This is a genomic window from Dankookia sp. GCM10030260 (genome assembly GCF_042666655.1).
Taxonomy (GTDB): domain Bacteria; phylum Pseudomonadota; class Alphaproteobacteria; order Acetobacterales; family Acetobacteraceae; genus Paracraurococcus.
This window is the reverse complement of sequence record NZ_JBHTDE010000003.1, coordinates 394,400-410,403: the sequence shown is the minus strand read 5'-3', so window position 1 is coordinate 410,403 and position 16,004 is coordinate 394,400. Positions and strand designations below refer to the sequence as shown.

14 protein-coding genes are annotated in these 16,004 nt (G+C 71.3%); 8 read left to right on the top strand and 6 right to left on the bottom strand.

The window, feature by feature from the left end; translation table 11 throughout:
• Positions 1 to 7 precede the first annotated feature (7 nt).
• The 3 genes from ACFQS7_RS13440 to ACFQS7_RS13430 form a co-directional block, all read right to left on the bottom strand.
• A complete protein-coding gene (locus ACFQS7_RS13440; RefSeq protein WP_380067589.1) occupies positions 8 to 1,648 on the bottom strand; it encodes a long-chain-fatty-acid--CoA ligase in 1,641 nt (546 codons plus the stop codon).
• A gap of 69 nt (positions 1,649 to 1,717) precedes the next feature.
• The gene (locus tag ACFQS7_RS13435; RefSeq protein WP_380067588.1) at positions 1,718 to 2,314 is read right to left on the bottom strand and encodes a thioesterase domain-containing protein; all 597 of its coding nucleotides are present in this window, start codon (positions 2,312 to 2,314) and stop codon (positions 1,718 to 1,720) included.
• A 194-nt stretch (positions 2,315 to 2,508) separates the two neighbouring features.
• A complete protein-coding gene (locus ACFQS7_RS13430; protein WP_380067587.1) occupies positions 2,509 to 4,146 on the bottom strand; it encodes a GMC family oxidoreductase in 1,638 nt (545 codons plus the stop codon).
• Between the two features lie 126 nt (positions 4,147 to 4,272).
• Here ACFQS7_RS13430 and ACFQS7_RS13425 point away from each other — a divergent pair, with 126 nt between their 5' ends.
• Entirely contained in the window at positions 4,273 to 5,241 is a 969-nt protein-coding gene (locus ACFQS7_RS13425) for a Bug family tripartite tricarboxylate transporter substrate binding protein (RefSeq protein ID WP_380067586.1), read from the top strand.
• A 126-nt stretch (positions 5,242 to 5,367) separates the two neighbouring features.
• On the opposite strand, the gene ACFQS7_RS13420 is transcribed toward ACFQS7_RS13425, so the two are convergent.
• Both ACFQS7_RS13420 and ACFQS7_RS13415 read right to left on the bottom strand, forming a co-directional pair.
• On the bottom strand, positions 5,368 to 6,168 hold the full coding sequence (locus tag ACFQS7_RS13420; protein ID WP_380067585.1) for a peptidoglycan-binding protein: 801 nt from the start codon (positions 6,166 to 6,168) through the stop codon (positions 5,368 to 5,370).
• 95 nt (positions 6,169 to 6,263) lie between these two features.
• Entirely contained in the window at positions 6,264 to 7,211 is a 948-nt protein-coding gene (locus ACFQS7_RS13415) for a transglycosylase SLT domain-containing protein (RefSeq protein ID WP_380067584.1), read from the bottom strand.
• Positions 7,212 to 7,504: 293 nt separating this feature from the next.
• Between ACFQS7_RS13415 and ACFQS7_RS13410 the strand changes: the two genes are divergently transcribed.
• Together ACFQS7_RS13410 and ACFQS7_RS13405 are read left to right on the top strand one after the other, a co-directional pair.
• Entirely contained in the window at positions 7,505 to 8,827 is a 1,323-nt protein-coding gene (locus ACFQS7_RS13410; protein ID WP_380067583.1) for an ABC transporter substrate-binding protein, read from the top strand.
• An 81-nt stretch (positions 8,828 to 8,908) separates the two neighbouring features.
• Positions 8,909 to 9,796 (top strand): TauD/TfdA dioxygenase family protein, encoded by an 888-nt coding sequence (locus ACFQS7_RS13405; RefSeq protein ID WP_380067582.1) that lies wholly within the window; start codon positions 8,909 to 8,911, stop codon positions 9,794 to 9,796.
• A 142-nt stretch (positions 9,797 to 9,938) separates the two neighbouring features.
• Here the strand turns inward: ACFQS7_RS13405 and ACFQS7_RS13400 are convergent, their stop codons facing one another.
• Positions 9,939 to 10,514 (bottom strand): tyrosine phosphatase family protein, encoded by a 576-nt coding sequence (locus ACFQS7_RS13400; RefSeq protein ID WP_380067581.1) that lies wholly within the window; start codon positions 10,512 to 10,514, stop codon positions 9,939 to 9,941.
• Between the two features lie 121 nt (positions 10,515 to 10,635).
• Between ACFQS7_RS13400 and radA the strand changes: the two genes are divergently transcribed.
• From radA to ACFQS7_RS13375, 5 genes are all read left to right on the top strand, one after another.
• Complete coding sequence (gene radA, locus ACFQS7_RS13395) at positions 10,636 to 12,078, top strand: DNA repair protein RadA (RefSeq protein WP_380067580.1); 1,443 nt, start codon at positions 10,636 to 10,638, stop codon at positions 12,076 to 12,078.
• A gap of 70 nt (positions 12,079 to 12,148) precedes the next feature.
• On the top strand, positions 12,149 to 13,138 hold the full coding sequence (locus ACFQS7_RS13390; protein ID WP_380067579.1) for a Bug family tripartite tricarboxylate transporter substrate binding protein: 990 nt from the start codon (positions 12,149 to 12,151) through the stop codon (positions 13,136 to 13,138).
• A 99-nt stretch (positions 13,139 to 13,237) separates the two neighbouring features.
• On the top strand, positions 13,238 to 13,798 hold the full coding sequence (locus ACFQS7_RS13385) for a CvpA family protein (RefSeq protein ID WP_380067578.1): 561 nt from the start codon (positions 13,238 to 13,240) through the stop codon (positions 13,796 to 13,798).
• 10 nt (positions 13,799 to 13,808) lie between these two features.
• Positions 13,809 to 15,284 (top strand): amidophosphoribosyltransferase, encoded by a 1,476-nt coding sequence (gene purF, locus ACFQS7_RS13380; protein ID WP_380067577.1) that lies wholly within the window; start codon positions 13,809 to 13,811, stop codon positions 15,282 to 15,284.
• Positions 15,284 to 15,994 carry an SDR family NAD(P)-dependent oxidoreductase gene (locus ACFQS7_RS13375; protein WP_380067576.1) on the top strand — a complete coding sequence of 237 codons (711 nt, stop codon included), beginning with the start codon at positions 15,284 to 15,286 and terminating at the stop codon, positions 15,992 to 15,994. The genes purF and ACFQS7_RS13375 overlap by 1 nt, the downstream gene beginning before the upstream one ends.
• Positions 15,995 to 16,004: the final 10 nt, after the last annotated feature.

Sequence of the window (16,004 nt, the reverse complement as noted above, 5' to 3'; positions counted from 1 at the left end):
AAGCGCCCTACCCCGCCGAGCGATCCTTGTATTTCTGCTTGAGGTCCGCCTTCCACAGCTTGCCGGTGGCGGTCAGCGGCAGGCTGTCCACGAATTCCACCTGGTCCGGCATCCACCACCTGGCGACCTTGCCGTCGTAGAAGGCCAGGATATCGGCCTGGGTCGGGCTGGCGCCCGGCTTCGGCACCACCAGCAGCAGCGGCCGCTCGTCCCATTTGCTGTGATGGATGCCGATGACGGCCGCCTGCTGCACCGCCGGGTGGCCCATGATCACGTTCTCCAGGGTGATGGAGCTGATCCACTCGCCGCCCGACTTGATGACATCCTTGGCCCGGTCGACGATCTCCATCGAGCCGTGTTCATCCAGCGTCACCACGTCGCCGGTGCGGAACCAGCCGTCATCCGTGAAGGCCGGGTCGCCGGGGCGGTTGAAGTACTGGCTGGCGATCCAGGGGCCGCGCACCTCCAGCTCGCCGAAGGCGATGCCGTCATGCGGGATGTCCTGCCCCTCCCCGTCCCGCACCCGGATCTCCACGCCGAACAGCGGCTTGCCCTGCTTGCGGCAGTACTCCACGAAGCGGTCGGCATCCCAGTCGGCGGTCTGCGGCATGCGCGCCCCGCTGGTGCCGACCGGGCTGCATTCGGTCATGCCCCAGGCATGCAGGATCTCGACGCCGTATTCCTTCAGGAAGCCGGCATTGACCGGCGTCGGCAGCGCGGTGCCGCCGACCGCCAGCTTCGGCGGCCGGGTGAAGCGCCGCGCCGGATCGGCCCGCAGCCAGTTGAGCAGCGCGGTCCAGATGGTCGGCACCCCGGCCGAGCGGGTGACCTTCTCCTCCTCGATCAGCCGGTACAGCGACGCCGGGTCGAGCTTCGGCCCCGGCAGCACCAGGCTGGCGCCGGCGATGGCCGCGGCATAGGGCACGCCCCAGGCATTCACGTGGAACATCGGCACGACCGGCATCACCACGTCGACGGCGGCCAGGTTGAAGACATCCGGCGTGACCACCGCCATGGCATGCAGCACGGTGGAGCGGTGGCTGTAGAGCACGCCCTTCGGGTCGCCCGTGGTGCCGGAGGTGTAGCAGAGCGAGGAGGCCGCGCGCTCGTCCAGCGCGGGCCAGTCATAGTGTTCCGGCTGGCCTTCCAGCAGGCTTTCCTGCGCCACCACCTCGAACCGGCCGCGCAGCGGGCAGTCGGCGGGGATATCGGCCTCGGTCCCCATGACGACGATGGTCTTCAGGCTGTCCGGCAGCCGGTCGGCCAGGGCCTCCGCCCCCGCCATCAAGGTGGGATCGACGAACAGGTGGGTATCGGCCGCATCCTTCAGGATGAAGGCGATCTGGTCGGGGAAGAGGCGGGGATTCACCGTGTGCAGCACCGCGCCCATCGAGGAGACGCCGTAATAGATCTCCAGGTGGCGGTGCTCGTTCCAGGCGAGCGTCGCGATGCGCTCGCCCGGGCGTACCCCGCGGGCGGTCAGCGCATGCGCCAGCCGGGCGGCGCGGGCGGCGACCTGCGGCCAGCTGTGCCGCACCAGGCTGCCATCCGGCCGGGCGGAGACGATCTTCGCCCCGCCATGGTTCCGCGCCGCATGTTCCAGCACGGCGGAAATCAGCAGCGGACGGTCCTGCATCAGGCCGAGCATGGTTGGTTACCTCCCTGGGTTGCCGCCGATATGAGGCGAGCCGGGCGGCAACGGCAAGGGTCCTGCGGATCAGGCGATGACGAGGTCCAGCAGCGTCGCGCCTTCGGGCAGCGGGCGTTGCATCATGGCGGCGAAGGCAGCGTGCGGATGCGGCACCACCAGGTGCTGGTCGGCATGGTCGCGCGGCGCGTCGCCATAGGGGCCGCCGATCGCCGCCACCAGGTCGGAATAGTCAAACCCCGCGGCGCCGCCGGCCCGGACGTTGATCCAGCGCCGGGCGCCGGCCTTCACCTGGGCGAGGAAGGCCGGGCCGATGCCGCGGGTGACCGGGTCGATGGTGACCAGCAGGTCCACCGGCCGGCCCTGCTGCCCCAGCGCGGCGGCGACCCGGGCCGCGCAATTGCCGCCCCAGCTATGGCCGATGAGGCGGATCGGCCGGCCGGGCGGCTGCGTGCCGATCAGGCCGAGCACGGCGCCCTTCTGCCAGTGGAAGAAATAGTGCACCTCGCGGCGGGCGGCATCCGGCCGGGCGCGCAGCCAGTCGACCACCTGGCCGACCTTGCGCAGCGTCCCGTCGCCGGCGCCGCCGATCAGGATCAGCAGCGGGCGGGACAGGACATCGGCACCCGTCTCGGAGTGGCGGACTTCGGGGGGGCGATGCGGCATGCGGGTATTCCGGTGGCACGCCAGGGTAACGGCGGCACCAGGCTGCCGCTACCGCCGGCCAGCGCCCCGCACGCCAGGTCCGGGCATCGGCACGGCGGTCCTGTCCGGCCGCGTGCCGCCGGGGTGGCCCGCTGCCGAAGGCGCCACGCGGCGGAGAGGCACGTCCTTCGCCACGGCCGCGTCCGCGTGGCCGGTCATGCCGCGCCTTCGCGCAGGAAGGCCGCCGCGCGCTCCCCGATCATCAGCGCCGCCGGCTGGATGTTGGAGGACGGCACCAAGGGCATCACGCTGGCATCGGCCACCCGCAGCCCCGTCACCCCCTTCAGCCGCAGCCGGCTGTCGACCGGCGCCAAGCTGTCCTCGCCCATGCGGGCAGTGCCGCAGGGGTGGTAGACCGTGCCGCCGTCGCTGCGGATATGCGCCAGGATCTCCTCGTCCGAGGTCACCCGGGCGCCCGGCGTCAGCTCCTCCTCGATCAGCGCCGCCAGCGGCGGCTGCGCGGCCAGCCGCCGGGCGTATTTCACGCCTTCCACCATCAGGTGCCGGTCATGCGCCGCCTCCAGGTAGTTGGCGCGGATGACCGGCTTGTCGTCCGGCGAGGCGCTGCGCAGCGTGATCGTGCCGCGGCTGTCGGGGCGGCACTGGCAGGCGCTGAACATGAAGCCCGGATGTGTGTCCGGCCCCTGGTCGTAGCTGGTGACGGTGAAGTTGACGAAGAGGTACTGCATGTCCGGCTCCTCGGCACCGGGCAGGACGCGGGCGAAGAGGTTGGCCTCCGCCGCGCCGATCGCCATCGGCCCGCGCCGGTCGAAGGCGTAGCGTGCCGCCATGCGCAGCTTGCCGATCGGGTTGTGCCAGAACTCGTTGACCGTGCCGCAGGGCTTCACCCGGTAGCGCATGCGCTGCAGGAAGTGGTCCTGCAGGTTCTGGCCCACGCCCGGGGCATGCAGCCGCGTTTCGATCCCCGTCTCCTGCAGGTGCGCGCCGTCGCCGATGCCGGACAGCATCAGGATCTGCGGCGTGCCGATGGCGCCGGCCGACAGCACCACCTCGCGCCGCGCCTCCCAGCGCTCCAGCCCGGCGGGGCCGCGCACCAGCGCCCCGGTGCAGCGCATGCCGTCGAAGACCAGCCGCTGGATGGTGCGCCCCGGCATGATCCGCAGGTTGGCCCGGCCACGCGCGGGCTTCAGGAACATGTCGCCGGAATGGCTGCGCAGGCCGCCCTTTGTGTTGAGCGGCATCGGCCCGACCCCCTCGTGCCAGGCGCCGTTGAAGTCCTTGACCCGCTGATGGCCCATGGCACGCGCCGCGGCGACGAAGGCCGCGGCGCCCGGGGAGGCATGCCGCGCCTCCGAGCTGTGGATCGGCCCGTCGGTGCCGCGTTCCTCTGAGGGCTCGCCGGACCAGGTCTCCATCCGCTTGAAGAAGGGCAGCACGTCGTCATAGGCCCAGCCGCGCGCGCCCGACTGCGCCCAGCGGTCGTAGTCGCGCGGCGAGCCGCGCAGGAAGACCAGCCCGTTCACCGCGCCCGAGCCGCCAACCACCTTGCCGCGCGGCCAGTGGATGCTGCGGCCGTCGAGTCCCGGCTCGGCCTCGGTGTGGAATTTCCAGTCGTACTTGCCGGAGGCATAGAGCCGCGCGAAGCCGGCCGGGATGCGGATCCACGGGTCGCGCCAGGCGGCCGGCCCGGCCTCGATCAGCGCCACCTGCGTCTCGGCATTCTCGCTCAGCCGCGCCGCAACGACGCAGCCGGCCGAGCCGGCGCCGAGCACCAGCACATCCGTGGTATGCACCGCCGCGACCTGCTCGCGCTGGATGGACCCTTCGGGCATCGCCGCTTCCTCCCGCCTTTTGCCGGCAGGATGGCACGGCCGCAAGCGGTGGCGAAGAGGCGGCGGGGCTTGATCGCACCGCCGGCAGCGGCGAGTCTGAGGGCAACCATCCACGGGGAAACCTCCATGCCGATCCGCCGCCGCGCCGCACTCGCCGCGCCACTCGCCCTGCTGCCCACCGCGTCGCGCGCGCAGGACAGCTTCCCCGCCCGCGCCATCAGCGTGGTGTCGGGCTACGCACCGGGCGGCGTGACCGACATCACCAGCCGTGCCGTTGCCGAACGCATGGGCCGCGAGCTCGGCGTGCCCGTGGTGGTGGAGAACCGCGCCGGCGCCGCGACCGCGGTGGCCAACACCGCCGTCGCCCAGGCGCGGCCTGATGGCTATACCCTGCTGATGGGCACCTCGACCCTGGCGATCAACCCCGGCCTGCAGCCGACGCTGACGCCGAAGGACCCGATGCGCGAATTGGCGCCGATCGGCATGGTGTTCCGCACCGCCTTCGTGCTGCATGTGCACCCCGCGGTGCCGGCGCGGACCACGGCGGAGCTGATCGCCTGGTGCCGCGCCAATCCGGGCAAGCTGAATTTCGGCAGCAGCGGCACCGGCGCGGTCAACCACCTGGCCCAGGCGCTGTTCGCCCAGGCTGCCGGGATCGAGGTGACGCACGTGCCCTACAAGGGCGGCGCCCCGGCGCTGCTCGACCTGCGGGCGGGCCGCATCCAGGCGATGTTCCAGGCGGTGCTGGAAGCGCTGCCCAGCCTGCGGGACGGCGCCACCCGGGCCTTGGGCATCTCCTCGGCCGAACGCGTCGCGCTGCTGCCGGACCTGCCGCCGGTGGCCGAGGCCCTGCCCGGCTTCGACGTGGTCTTCTGGCAGGGGCTGTTCGCCCCCGCCGCGACGCCGGCGCCGGTGCTGGCACGGCTGGAAGCCGCACTGGCCGCGGCGACCGGTGACGCCGAGCTGCGGGCGAAGATGGCCGAGCATGGCGTGGTCATCACCACCGGCGACGCCGCCACGCTGCGGCGGACGCTGGCGGAGGAGACGGCGATGTGGGGCAAGCTGATCCGTGAGGCGGGAATCCGGCCGGACTGAGCAAGGCAGGGGAGAAAGCATCCTCCCCTGCTTCCTCTTCTATGTCTGCGGGTTGGCACCTGTCGCGCGGCGCGTGCGGGGCTCACAGGAAGCAAGAGGTGGGATTGGGCGAGGCAACGGCGTTGCCTATCCCGCTGCCGTCTCCAGCGCCGCCCAGGTCTTGGCACCGACCACGCCATCCACATCCAGCCCTTTGGCCTGCTGGAACTGCGTGACCGCCAGCTCGGTCGCCGCGCCGAAATCGCCATCCACCGCCAGCGCGAAGCCGAGGCCGCGCAGCATCCGCTGCAGCCCGGCGACCGCCTCGCCCTTCGCGCCGCGATGCAGGGTGGCGCGGGTCGCCTCGGGCTGCGCCCCGGTCACCAGGATGCCTTCCAGCCGGGCCAGCGCCTCCTTGGCCTTCGCGGTAAAGCGCCGGCGCTCGTCCAACCCGTTCAGCCCGCCATTGATCAGCTTCGTCACCCGGATGACGTCGTCCTGGTCGGCGGCATCGTTGATCTTGCGGCTCTTCCAGTATTCGCAGGCGACGACCAGCGACAGCGCCGGGTCGGCGGCCTGGGCCGGGTTGTTCTCGAGGTCCAGCTTCAGCGCCTTGCCCATGCTGCGGTAGTTCGCCCGGCCGGTGAGCTGGATCAGCCCACGTCCCTTGAAGCGCGGCCCGTCGCCCGGCTCGGTGTTGCCGAGGTCTTTGCGGCCTTCATAGGCGGTGCCGTCGGCGAGTTCCTCGGTGGTGCGGAAGCCCGCTGCCTCGACGCAGGTCTGGCCGAGGAAATGCGCGATGCGCAGGCGGGTGTCGATCGCATAGCGCTCCAGGGTCGGGCGCAGCACCTCGCCGACCGCGGCGACGATCGCCGCCTGGCGTTCGCCGTTCGCGCCGCTGAAGCGCGGGGCGATCTCCAGCATCGTATGAGCATCGACGGGGATCATGGTTGGGTCCTCCCTGGGCCAGGCACCCGTCCGGGCGCCAGCCCAGCCTACCATTCCGCATCGGCCGTTCTGTATTCAAGCGCACTGACCCGCCCTCAGCGGGCATCGGCCACTTCGATCATCTCCGGCGCGTCCAGCACGGCGAAAAGCGGCGCGTGCATCTCCCGCTGCCCGGCGATGGACCGGGCGACCCAGGCATGCACCTCGGCCAGGCTCAGCGGCCGGGCATTGCCGCGCGCGACGAAAACCTCCCGGTTCAGCATAAGACTGTCGGCGCCGACGAATTCCGCCGCAGGCCGGCCGGGCGTGCGGTCCATCGCACTCAGGAAACGCTGCGCGCCGGCCGGGCCGAGCAGGTGCACCATATAGAGGTCCGCCGGCTCCACCGGGCGGCCGAGCGTCCGCGTCAGCGTCTGCCGGGCGCGGCTGATCCGCTCTGCCGCCAGCGCCGCCGCGTAGCGTGGGTTGTCGCGCAGTTCGAGGATACGGCTGCGGGTGCGCGGCTGGCGCGTTGAGATGGTGCCGCTGGCGGGATCGGTGGTGAGCACTGCCGCCTCGTAGCGCAGGCCATGCTGCGGGCCGTGGTCGCGCACGGCTTCCAGCCAGGTCGCCTCCGTGAACTGCATCAGCCCGCGCGCGGTGGAACGCCGGTTGCGGGCGCGCGGATCGAAGCGGCTCTCCTGCCAGGCCAGTGCGGCCAGCAGCGTCGGGTCGATCCCGGTGCTGCGGATGGCGCCGTCGAGGGCGGAGACGACGACGCGGCGGATGCCGGGAACCTCCGCCGCGGCCGGGCCGGCAATCGCCGGCTTGGCCGCGACGCGGCGCGGCGCAGGGCGGGCGGGCCGCGCGGCGGTGGCGACGCGCCGCGCCGGCGCCGCCTGGGCACGGCGCTGCGGCTGCGCCTGGTCGGCGCGCGGTTTGGCCGCCCGTGCGGCGGCTTCAGGCGCCGCCCAGGGCATCATCAGCAGCGCCGCCGTTACGGCGAAAGCACGCAGCAGCTTGCCGCGCCGCGGGGGTGCGGCGCGAGGGTCCGAGGGTCGCATGGGACCGGGCTCCCTGAGGGGGGTGGGGGAGAGCGGGAACGACGTTGTGAGGGCAAAGCGCCAGCCGGCCCGGCCGGTTCCGCAATGCTTTCGGTTACGACAGGTGTCCGGCCTTGCCGGGCCCGGTTCCCGGCGCCCGCGGCACGCCCCGCCAATGACTTCCGCCGATTTCACCAAATGGCGAGCGATACCGAAATGCGTCGATACGCGGCCAGCCCGGCCCGCATCCTGAAGCCCGCCGCACGCCGTCCCGGCGGCCGCGCGGCCAAGCAGACACAGGGGAGGAACAGTCCATGCAGGACATCACGCGCCGCGCGGCGCTGGCACTCGGTGCCGCGGCGCTGGCCGGGCCGGCCTTGGCCCAAGGCGGCATCCCGCGCACCGAAGGCGGCGCGCTGCGCACCACGCCGGAAGCCGGCGCCTCGCTGCGCATCATCCGCCCGGCGCGGTTCGTCGAGCCGGACGAGGTGATCTTCCGCGCCAATGCGCAGCGCTTCCAGGAACGCTTCAACATCCCCGTCCGCGTCGATTTCGTCGGCTGGGAGGATATCCGCCCGCAGACCGCGGTGGTGGCCAATACCGGCACCGGGCCGGACATCGTCATCGGCTGGTCGGACGACCCGCATATCTATGCCGACAAGATCGTCGAGATGAACGACGTCGCCGAGTATCTCGGCAAGCGCTACGGCGGCTGGGGGTCGCTGGCGGAGAAGTACGGGAAGAAGCACGCCAGCAATACCTGGCTCGGTATCCCCTTCGGCGGCAACATCGGCCCCTGCACCTGGCGAGTCTCGGCGGTGAAGGAGGCTGGGTTCGACGCCATCCCGGACGACCATGCGGGGTTCCTGAAGCTCTGCCTGGCGATGAAAAAGAACAACAAGCCGGTCGGCTTCGCGCTCGGCAACGCGGTGGGCGACGGCAACAACTTCGCGCAATGGCTGCTCTGGTCGCACGGCGCCTACCTGGTGGATGAGGACGGCAAGGTCGCCATCAACAGCCCGCAGACCCTGGAGGCGCTGAAATACCTGCAGGAGCTGTACCAGGCCTTCGTGCCGGGGACGTTGTCCTGGCTCGACCCGTCGAACAACCGGGCCTATTCGGCGGAGGAGATCTTCCTGACGGCAAACGGCGTCTCGCTGTACTTCACCATGAAGTCCGACCCGAAGACCGCGCCGATCGCCGAGGACACCCAGCATTCCTTCCTGCCGAAGGGCCGCGCCGCCGGGCCGCCGCAGACCGCGACGGTGATGAACGCCATGGTCTTCAAGCACACCCGCTACCCGAACGCGGCCAAGGCCTTCATCGCCTTCATGCTGGAGTCGGAGCAGTACGATCCCTGGATGCAGGGCAGCCTCGGCTACTGGGCGCATCCGCTGAAGGCCTATGGCGCCAGCACGGTCTGGACCTCGGACCCCAAGCTGACGATCTTCCGCGAGACGATGGAGAACAAGTACTGGTCCGGCTTCAAGGGCCCGATCAGCCAGGCCTCCGGCGCCGTCGCGGCCGATTATGTGCTGGTGCAGATGTGCGCCGCGGTGGCCAGCGGCCAGGCGACGCCGGCGGATGCGGCGCGGGACGCGGAGCGGCGGGCACGGCGCTATTACCGCAACGCCTGAGGCCACCCAGCCGGCGGCTTGACCACCGCCGGCCCGCGGGAGCTACAATGCATCCTGATATATCAGGCTGGAGGACGCCTCATGGCGCTGCAACTCATCCCGCTCCATCCGCTTTTCGCGGCCGAGGTCGGCGGGCTCGACCTGCGGCAAACGCCTAGCCCCGATCTCTGCGCCGAGATCGACCGGGCGATGGACCGCTACGCCGTGTTGGTCTTCCGCGACCAACGGCTGGACGACGACCAGCAGATGGCCTTCGGCGAGGCGCTTGGCCCGCTGGAGGAGGCGCGCGCCACGGTCGATGCGCACAAGCACCGGCTGAAGCACAGCCGGATGGCCGACATCTCCAATCTCGATGTCAGCGGCGACCTGCTGGCGGCGGATGACCGGCGGCGGATGTTCAACCTGGGCAACCAGCTCTGGCACAGCGACAGCAGCTTCAAGGCGACGCCGGCGAAGTATTCCATGCTGCATGGCAGGGTGGTGCCGCCGCAGGGCGCCGACACCGAATTCGCCGACATGCGGGCCGCCTGGGACGCGTTGCCGGACGATACGAAGGCGCAGGTCCGCGACCTGGTGACCGAGCACAGCCTGATCTACTCGCGCGGCTCGATGGGCTTCGAGGAATACACGCCGGAGGAGAAACTGGCCTTCGCACCGGTGCGGCAGCGGCTGGTGCGCTGGCACCCCGGCTCGCAGCGGCATTCGATCTACCTGTCGGCGCATATCGGCCAGATCATCGGCTGGCCGCGGCCGGAGGCGATGATGCTGATCCGCAATCTGACCGAATTCGCGACGCAGCGTCAGTTCGTCTACGCGCACCAGTGGCGTCCATGGGACCTGGTGATGTGGGACAACCGCAGCACCATGCACCGCGCCCGGCCCTTCGACGACAAGCGCTTCCCGCGCGACATGCGGCGGGTGACGCTGACCGACCTGGCGCCGACGCTCGAGCAGGCGATGGCGGCCTGAAGAAAGGCGGGGGAGAAGGCATTCTCCCCGGACCCCTCATCTATTTTTCTGGGTTGGCATCGGCCGCGCGGCGAATGCCGGACTCATAAATGGGAAGGGTGGGGTTTGCGGAGGGAATGCTTTTCCCTCCGCAACCGTGCCGTCAGGCCACCGCTTCCCCCGCATCCACTTCCCGCCCCCGCCCGGCATTGCGCATGACCTGCGCCAGATGCGGGCGAATGTTCAGCTGATGCCGGTACAGCGCCGCCGCCGCCTTCGGCAGTGTCCCGTCCCGCCCCAGCATCGCATCGCCGATCTCCAGGATGCGCAGGTTCGGCCAGGCCTTCTCGCGGATGCCGAGGATGCCCTGCAGGATCGCCTCCGCCCCCAGGGCCGGCCGCGCCTGCGCCAGGATCAGCGCCATCGAGGCGGTGGAGCGCGAGATGCCGGCATGGCAATGCACCAGCAGCCGCGATGCCGTCTCGGCCTCGATGTCGCGGCCGAAGGCGAGCACGGCGCGCATGTCGGCCTCGGACGGCGGGATGGTGCCGGGCGCCACCTCGATCACGTCGTGGAAGCGGAGTTCCAGCTTGGCATGCTCGCCGAAGGTCCCGAAGGCCTCCGGTACAGGCCAGTCGGGGTCGAGGATGGACAGGACATGGCTGACCCCGGCCTCGCAATGGCCGGTCAGCTCCTCGATGCCGCAAACGGTGAGGCCGAAGGGGAAATGCGTTTCCATGCGCTGAGGATGGGTCGCGATCGCTCCTCGGTCCAGGGTCGCGCGCACGGAATCGGGTGACGGTTCAGCGGCGCCGCGCTATACCTCATGTTCACGTTTTGCCCCAAAGGGAGCCTTCGGCTTGGCCAAGGACCGCAACCGCTTCGTCTGCCAGGCCTGCGGCGCCGTCGCCCCGAAATGGCAGGGCAAGTGCGACGCCTGCGGCGAGTGGAACACCCTGCAGGAGGAATTGGCGCCCGCTGCCCGCGGCCCCGGCCCGGCGGCCAAGGCGATCGGCGGGCGGCAGATCGAATTCGTCGGCCTGGAGGGCAGCAGCCCGCCGCCGCCGCGCATCCCGACCGGCCTGCCGGAGCTGGACCGGGTGCTGGGCGGCGGGCTGGTCCCGGCCTCCGCCGTGCTGGTCGGCGGCGATCCGGGCATCGGCAAGTCCACCATCCTGCTGCAGGCTGCGGCGCGCATCGCCCAGGGGGGGCCGCATGCCGGCCGCCGTGCCCTCTACATCAGCGGGGAGGAAGCGGTGGCCCAGGTCCGGCTGCGCGCCCTCCGCCTCGGCCTGGAAAAGGCCCCGCTGGAGCTCGCCGCCGCCAGCGCGCTGCGCGACATCGTCGCCAGCCTGGAGCAGGAGGCCGACGCCGCGCTCGTCGTCATCGATTCCATCCAGACCATGTGGCTCGACGCGCTCGACAGCGCGCCGGGCACGGTGGCGCAGGTCCGCACATGCGCGGCGGAGCTGATCCGCCTGGCCAAGTCGCGCGGCTTCGCCCTCGTGCTGGTCGGCCACGTCACCAAGGAAGGGACGCTCGCCGGGCCGCGCGTGCTGGAGCACATGGTGGATGCGACGCTCTATTTCGAAGGCGACCGCGGCCACCAGTTCCGCATCCTGCGCGCCACCAAGAACCGCTTCGGCGCGACCGACGAGATCGGCGTCTTCGAGATGACCGAGCGCGGCCTGGTGGAAGTCCCCAACCCCTCCGCCCTGTTCCTGGCCGAACGCCGCGGCAACGTCTCCGGCTCGGCGGTCTTCGCGGGAATCGAAGGCACGCGGCCGGTGCTGGTGGAAATCCAGGCGCTGCTGGCGCCCTCGACCGGCGGCAGCCCGCGCCGGCAGGTGGTGGGCTGGGACAGCGGGCGGCTGTCGATGCTGATGGCGGTGCTGGAAGCCCGCTGCGGCCTGACGCTCGGGCAGAACGACGTCTACCTGAACATTGCCGGCGGCCTGCGGATCAACGAACCGGCGGCCGACCTGGCCGTGGCGGCGGCGCTGGTCTCGGCGGCGACCGACCGGCCGACCGACCCGGGCACGGTCTATTTCGGCGAGGTCGGCCTCTCGGGCGAGATCCGCCAGGTGGCGCAGGCCGAGTCCCGGCTGCGGGAGGCGCAGAAGCTCGGCTTCGCCGCCGCCGTGCTGCCGCGGCGGATCGCCCGCGGCGGCCGCGCGCCGGCGGCGTTGGACGGTCTGCGGCTGACCGAGATCGGCCATATGGCCGACCTGGTCGCGCCCTTCGCCGCCAAGGCGGGGAAGAAGGAACCGACGCGCGAGAGGGAGACGGCGAAAGCGGGTTGAGCCCGGCCTGCACCGGCCGCATCCTCGCCCGCAACGAGGCCCAGCCGTCCCGGGCCGGGGAGGAACATCCATGCCCATCCACCGCCGGGCCCTGCTGGCCCTGGCCGGCGCGCCCGTCCTGTTCGCGCCGGGCCTCCCGCGCGCCCAGGCCGGCTTCCCGGACCGCCCCATCCGGCTGATCGTCCCCTTCGCCCCAGGCGGCAATTCCGACACCGTGGCGCGGGTGATGGCGCCGACGCTGTCCGAGAAGCTGGGCCAGCCGGTGGTGGTGGAAAACCGCGCCGGCGCCGCCGGCAACGTCGCCGCCACCGCCTTCGCCCGGGCCAGGCCGGATGGCTATGCGATCTTCCTCGGTTCCAACGGGCCGCTGACGGTGAACCCGGTGATCCAGGCCAATCTCGGCTACGACCCGGTGCGGGACTTCGTCCCGGTGGGGATGTTCGTCCGCACGCCGAACGTGCTGGCGGTGCACCGCAGCGTGCCGGCAGAGACCCTGGCCGCGCTGATCGCGCTGTCGAAATCCGCCCCCGGCAGCATCTCGACGGGGTCGTCGGGCACCGGCAGCACCTCGCACCTGGCGATCGAGAGCTTCAACGCGGCGACGGGTGCCGGCCTGCAGCACGTGCCCTATGGCAGCGGCGGGGCGATGGCGCCGGACCTGATCGCGGGGAACATCAAGGCCGGGATGACCGAGATCTCCACCGCCTTGCCGCTGCACCGCGAAGGCGTGGTGCGGATCCTGGCGACGGGCTCGGCCGGCCGGCTGGCGATGATCCCGGAGGTGCCGAGCTTCGAGGAAGCCGGCGTTCCCGGCTTCCGCGCCGCCGCCTTCGTCGGGATCGTGGCACCGACCGGCACGCCGGCGGAGGTGCTTGCGGCCCTGGCCGCCGCCGTCGCCGCGGCGGTGGCGGATGCCGGGAACCGGCAGCGGCTGGAGGCGATGGGCAGCGAGATGGCCGCCCCGGCCGAGGCGACCCCGGCCGGCTTCGCCGCCTTCCTGGTGCGGGAAGGCGCCTGGACCCGGGCTGCGGCGGACCGGGCTGGGCTGCGGCCGGGCTAGGCCGCTCCCGGCCCCGCGAATCCGGGGGGCCTGCCCCGCTCCCGCTGGCGGCTGCTTGCGTGGACACCGCCGCCGCCGCGCCGCTATACCCCGGGCACGATGACCTGGGTCGATGCTGTGGTGCTGGCGGTGCTCGCCGTGTCGGCGTTGCTCGCCTTCATGCGAGGACTTGTGCAGGAAGTGCTGGGGGTCGGCGCCTGGATCGGCGCCGCCCTGCTGGCGCTCGCCCTTTATCCGCGGCTGTCCCCCCTGCTGGAAGGCAGCGTCGAGCCAGCCTGGCTGGCCAATGCCCTGGCCGCTGGCGGCGTCTTCCTCGTGGTCCTGGTCGTGCTGAAGATCCTCATCAGCTTCGTCGCCCGCTTCGTGCAGGATTCGGTCCTCGGCGGCACCGACCGCGCCCTTGGCCTGGTCTTCGGCATCGCGCGGGGTGCGTTCCTGGTGATCATCGCCTATATCCTGGGCGGCATGGTCCTGCCCGCCGCCGATCGTTGGCCCGAGGCCGTCCGGGATGCCCGGATGCTGCCGCTGGTGGTCGATGGCTCGCATTGGGTCGTGGCCCGGCTACCGCCCGAATACCGGCCCCGCGTCGCCGCTCCCCCGGCCCGCGGCCTGCCGACCCAGGACGACCTTATGCGCCCGCCGGCCCGCAACCGGACGTGAGGACACCCGCATGACCGAACTGTCCACCCGTCCGCACGACGACGACAAATTCCACGAGGAATGCGGCGTCTTCGGCGTCTGGAACGCCACCGACGCCGCGGCGCTGACCGCGCTCGGCCTGCATGCCCTGCAGCATCGCGGCCAGGAGGCCGCCGGCATCGTGGCACTCGGCGATGGCGGGACCTTCCACGCGCACAAGAGCCAGGGGCTGGTCGGCGACAATTTCTCCGACCCCAAGGTCATGTCGAAGCTGCGCGGCCGCACCGCGGTCGGCCACAACCGCTACGCCACGACCGGCGAGACGGCGCTGCGCAACGTCCAGCCGTTGTACGCCGACTTCGCCTTCGGCGGCTTCGCCGTGGCGCATAACGGCAACCTGACCAATGCGCTCGGCCTCCGCCGCAACCTAGTCAACCGCGGCTGCCTGTTCCAGTCGACCACGGACAGCGAGGTGTTCATCCACCTCATCGCCATCAGCCTCTATTCCACCGTGGTGGACCGGCTGATCGACGCGCTGCGCCAGGTGCAGGGCGCCTATAGCCTGGTGGCGCTGCACAACGGCGCGCTGATCGGCGCGCGGGACCCGTCGGGCGTCCGCCCGCTGGTGCTCGGCCGGTTCGGTGGCACCGACGGCCAGCCGCCCTCCTGGGTGCTGTCGTCCGAGACCTGCGCGCTGGATATCGTCGGTGCCGAGTTCGTCCGCGACATCGATGCCGGCGAGATCATCGTCATCGACGACCAGGGCGTGCACAGCATCAAGCCCTTCACCAAGCAGCCCGACCGCTTCTGCATCTTCGAGTACATCTACTTCGCCCGGCCGGATTCCGTCGTGGAAGGCACCCCGGTCTATGCCACCCGCAAGAGCATCGGCGCCGAGCTGGCGCGCGAGAGCGGCGTCGAGGCCGACGTGGTGGTGCCGGTACCGGACAGCGGCGTGCCGGCGGCGATGGGCTATTCCAAGGAAAGCGGTATCCCCTTCGAGCTCGGGATCATCCGCAACCACTATGTCGGCCGTACCTTCATCGAGCCGACCGACCAGATCCGCAACCTGGGCGTGAAGCTCAAGCACAGCGCCAACAAGCCGATGCTGGAAGGCAAGCGGGTCATCCTGGTCGACGACAGCATCGTCCGCGGCACCACCAGCCGGAAGATCGTCGAGATGGTGCGCCAGGCCGGCGCGACGGAGGTGCACATGCGCATCTCCTCCCCGCCCACGACCCATAGCTGCTACTACGGCATCGACACGCCGGAACGCGGCAAGCTGCTGGCCGCCCAGCACGACCTGCGCGAGATGGCGCAGATCATCGGCGTCGACAGCCTGGCCTTCATCTCGCTCGACGGCCTCTACCGCGCGCTCGGCAAGCCGGGCCGCGACCCGGAGAAGCCGGCCTATTGCGACGCCTGCTTCACCGGTGACTATGCCATCCCGCTGACCGATGCGGGCGACAACCAGGACCGACAGCTCTCGCTGCTGCAGGCCAGCTGATGCCGCGGCCGCTCGCAGGTTCGGTCGCCCTCGTCACCGGCGCCTCCCGCGGGATCGGCGCGGCGGTGGCGCTCGAGCTCGCCCGGCTCGGCGCGCATTGCGTGCTGACCGCCCGCACCCAGGGCGCGCTGGAGGAGGTGGACGACGCCATCCGCCAGGCCGGCGGCGCGGCGACGCTGTTTCCGCTCGACCTGATGAAGGACGGCGAGAAGCTCGACATGGTCGGGCCCTCGATCGCCCAGCGCTTCGGCCGGCTGGATATCCTGGTGCATGCCGCCGGCGTCCTGGCCAAGCTGACGCCGGTCGCCCACATCATGCCGCGCGACTGGCAGGAAGCCGTCGCGGTCAACATGGGCGCGGCGTGGCGGCTGATCCGCACCTGCGACCCGCCGTTGCGCGCGGCGCCGGCCGGCCGCGCGGTCTTCCTGACCGACGGGCTGGTGGCCGAGCCGCGCGCCTATTGGGGCCTCTACGGCTTCGGCAAGGCCGGGCAGGAACACCTGGCGAAATCCTGGGCAGCCGAGGTCGCCAACACGCCGCTGCGGGTCAACCTTTTCGACCCCGGCGCGGTCGCCACCAAGCTGCGCGGCATGGCCATGCCCGGCGAGGACCCGGCCTCGATCGCCCAGCCGGCCGATGTCGCCCCGGCGATCGCCGCGCTCTGCCTGCCGGACGAGGCGCGCAACGGCGAGGTCATCCGGCGAAACTGAACCGAGGTTC

Coding starts and splice junctions, on each gene's coding strand:
- ACFQS7_RS13440 (WP_380067589.1), bottom strand. CDS start 1,648: ATGCTCGGCCTGATGCAGGACCGTCCGCTGCTGATTTCCGCCGTGCTG.
- ACFQS7_RS13435 (WP_380067588.1), bottom strand. CDS start 2,314: ATGCCGCATCGCCCCCCCGAAGTCCGCCACTCCGAGACGGGTGCCGAT.
- ACFQS7_RS13430 (WP_380067587.1), bottom strand. CDS start 4,146: ATGCCCGAAGGGTCCATCCAGCGCGAGCAGGTCGCGGCGGTGCATACC.
- ACFQS7_RS13425 (WP_380067586.1), top strand. CDS start 4,273: ATGCCGATCCGCCGCCGCGCCGCACTCGCCGCGCCACTCGCCCTGCTG.
- ACFQS7_RS13420 (WP_380067585.1), bottom strand. CDS start 6,168: ATGATCCCCGTCGATGCTCATACGATGCTGGAGATCGCCCCGCGCTTC.
- ACFQS7_RS13415 (WP_380067584.1), bottom strand. CDS start 7,211: ATGCGACCCTCGGACCCTCGCGCCGCACCCCCGCGGCGCGGCAAGCTG.
- ACFQS7_RS13410 (WP_380067583.1), top strand. CDS start 7,505: ATGCAGGACATCACGCGCCGCGCGGCGCTGGCACTCGGTGCCGCGGCG.
- ACFQS7_RS13405 (WP_380067582.1), top strand. CDS start 8,909: ATGGCGCTGCAACTCATCCCGCTCCATCCGCTTTTCGCGGCCGAGGTC.
- ACFQS7_RS13400 (WP_380067581.1), bottom strand. CDS start 10,514: ATGGAAACGCATTTCCCCTTCGGCCTCACCGTTTGCGGCATCGAGGAG.
- ACFQS7_RS13390 (WP_380067579.1), top strand. CDS start 12,149: ATGCCCATCCACCGCCGGGCCCTGCTGGCCCTGGCCGGCGCGCCCGTC.
- ACFQS7_RS13385 (WP_380067578.1), top strand. CDS start 13,238: ATGACCTGGGTCGATGCTGTGGTGCTGGCGGTGCTCGCCGTGTCGGCG.
- purF (WP_380067577.1), top strand. CDS start 13,809: ATGACCGAACTGTCCACCCGTCCGCACGACGACGACAAATTCCACGAG.
- ACFQS7_RS13375 (WP_380067576.1), top strand. CDS start 15,284: ATGCCGCGGCCGCTCGCAGGTTCGGTCGCCCTCGTCACCGGCGCCTCC.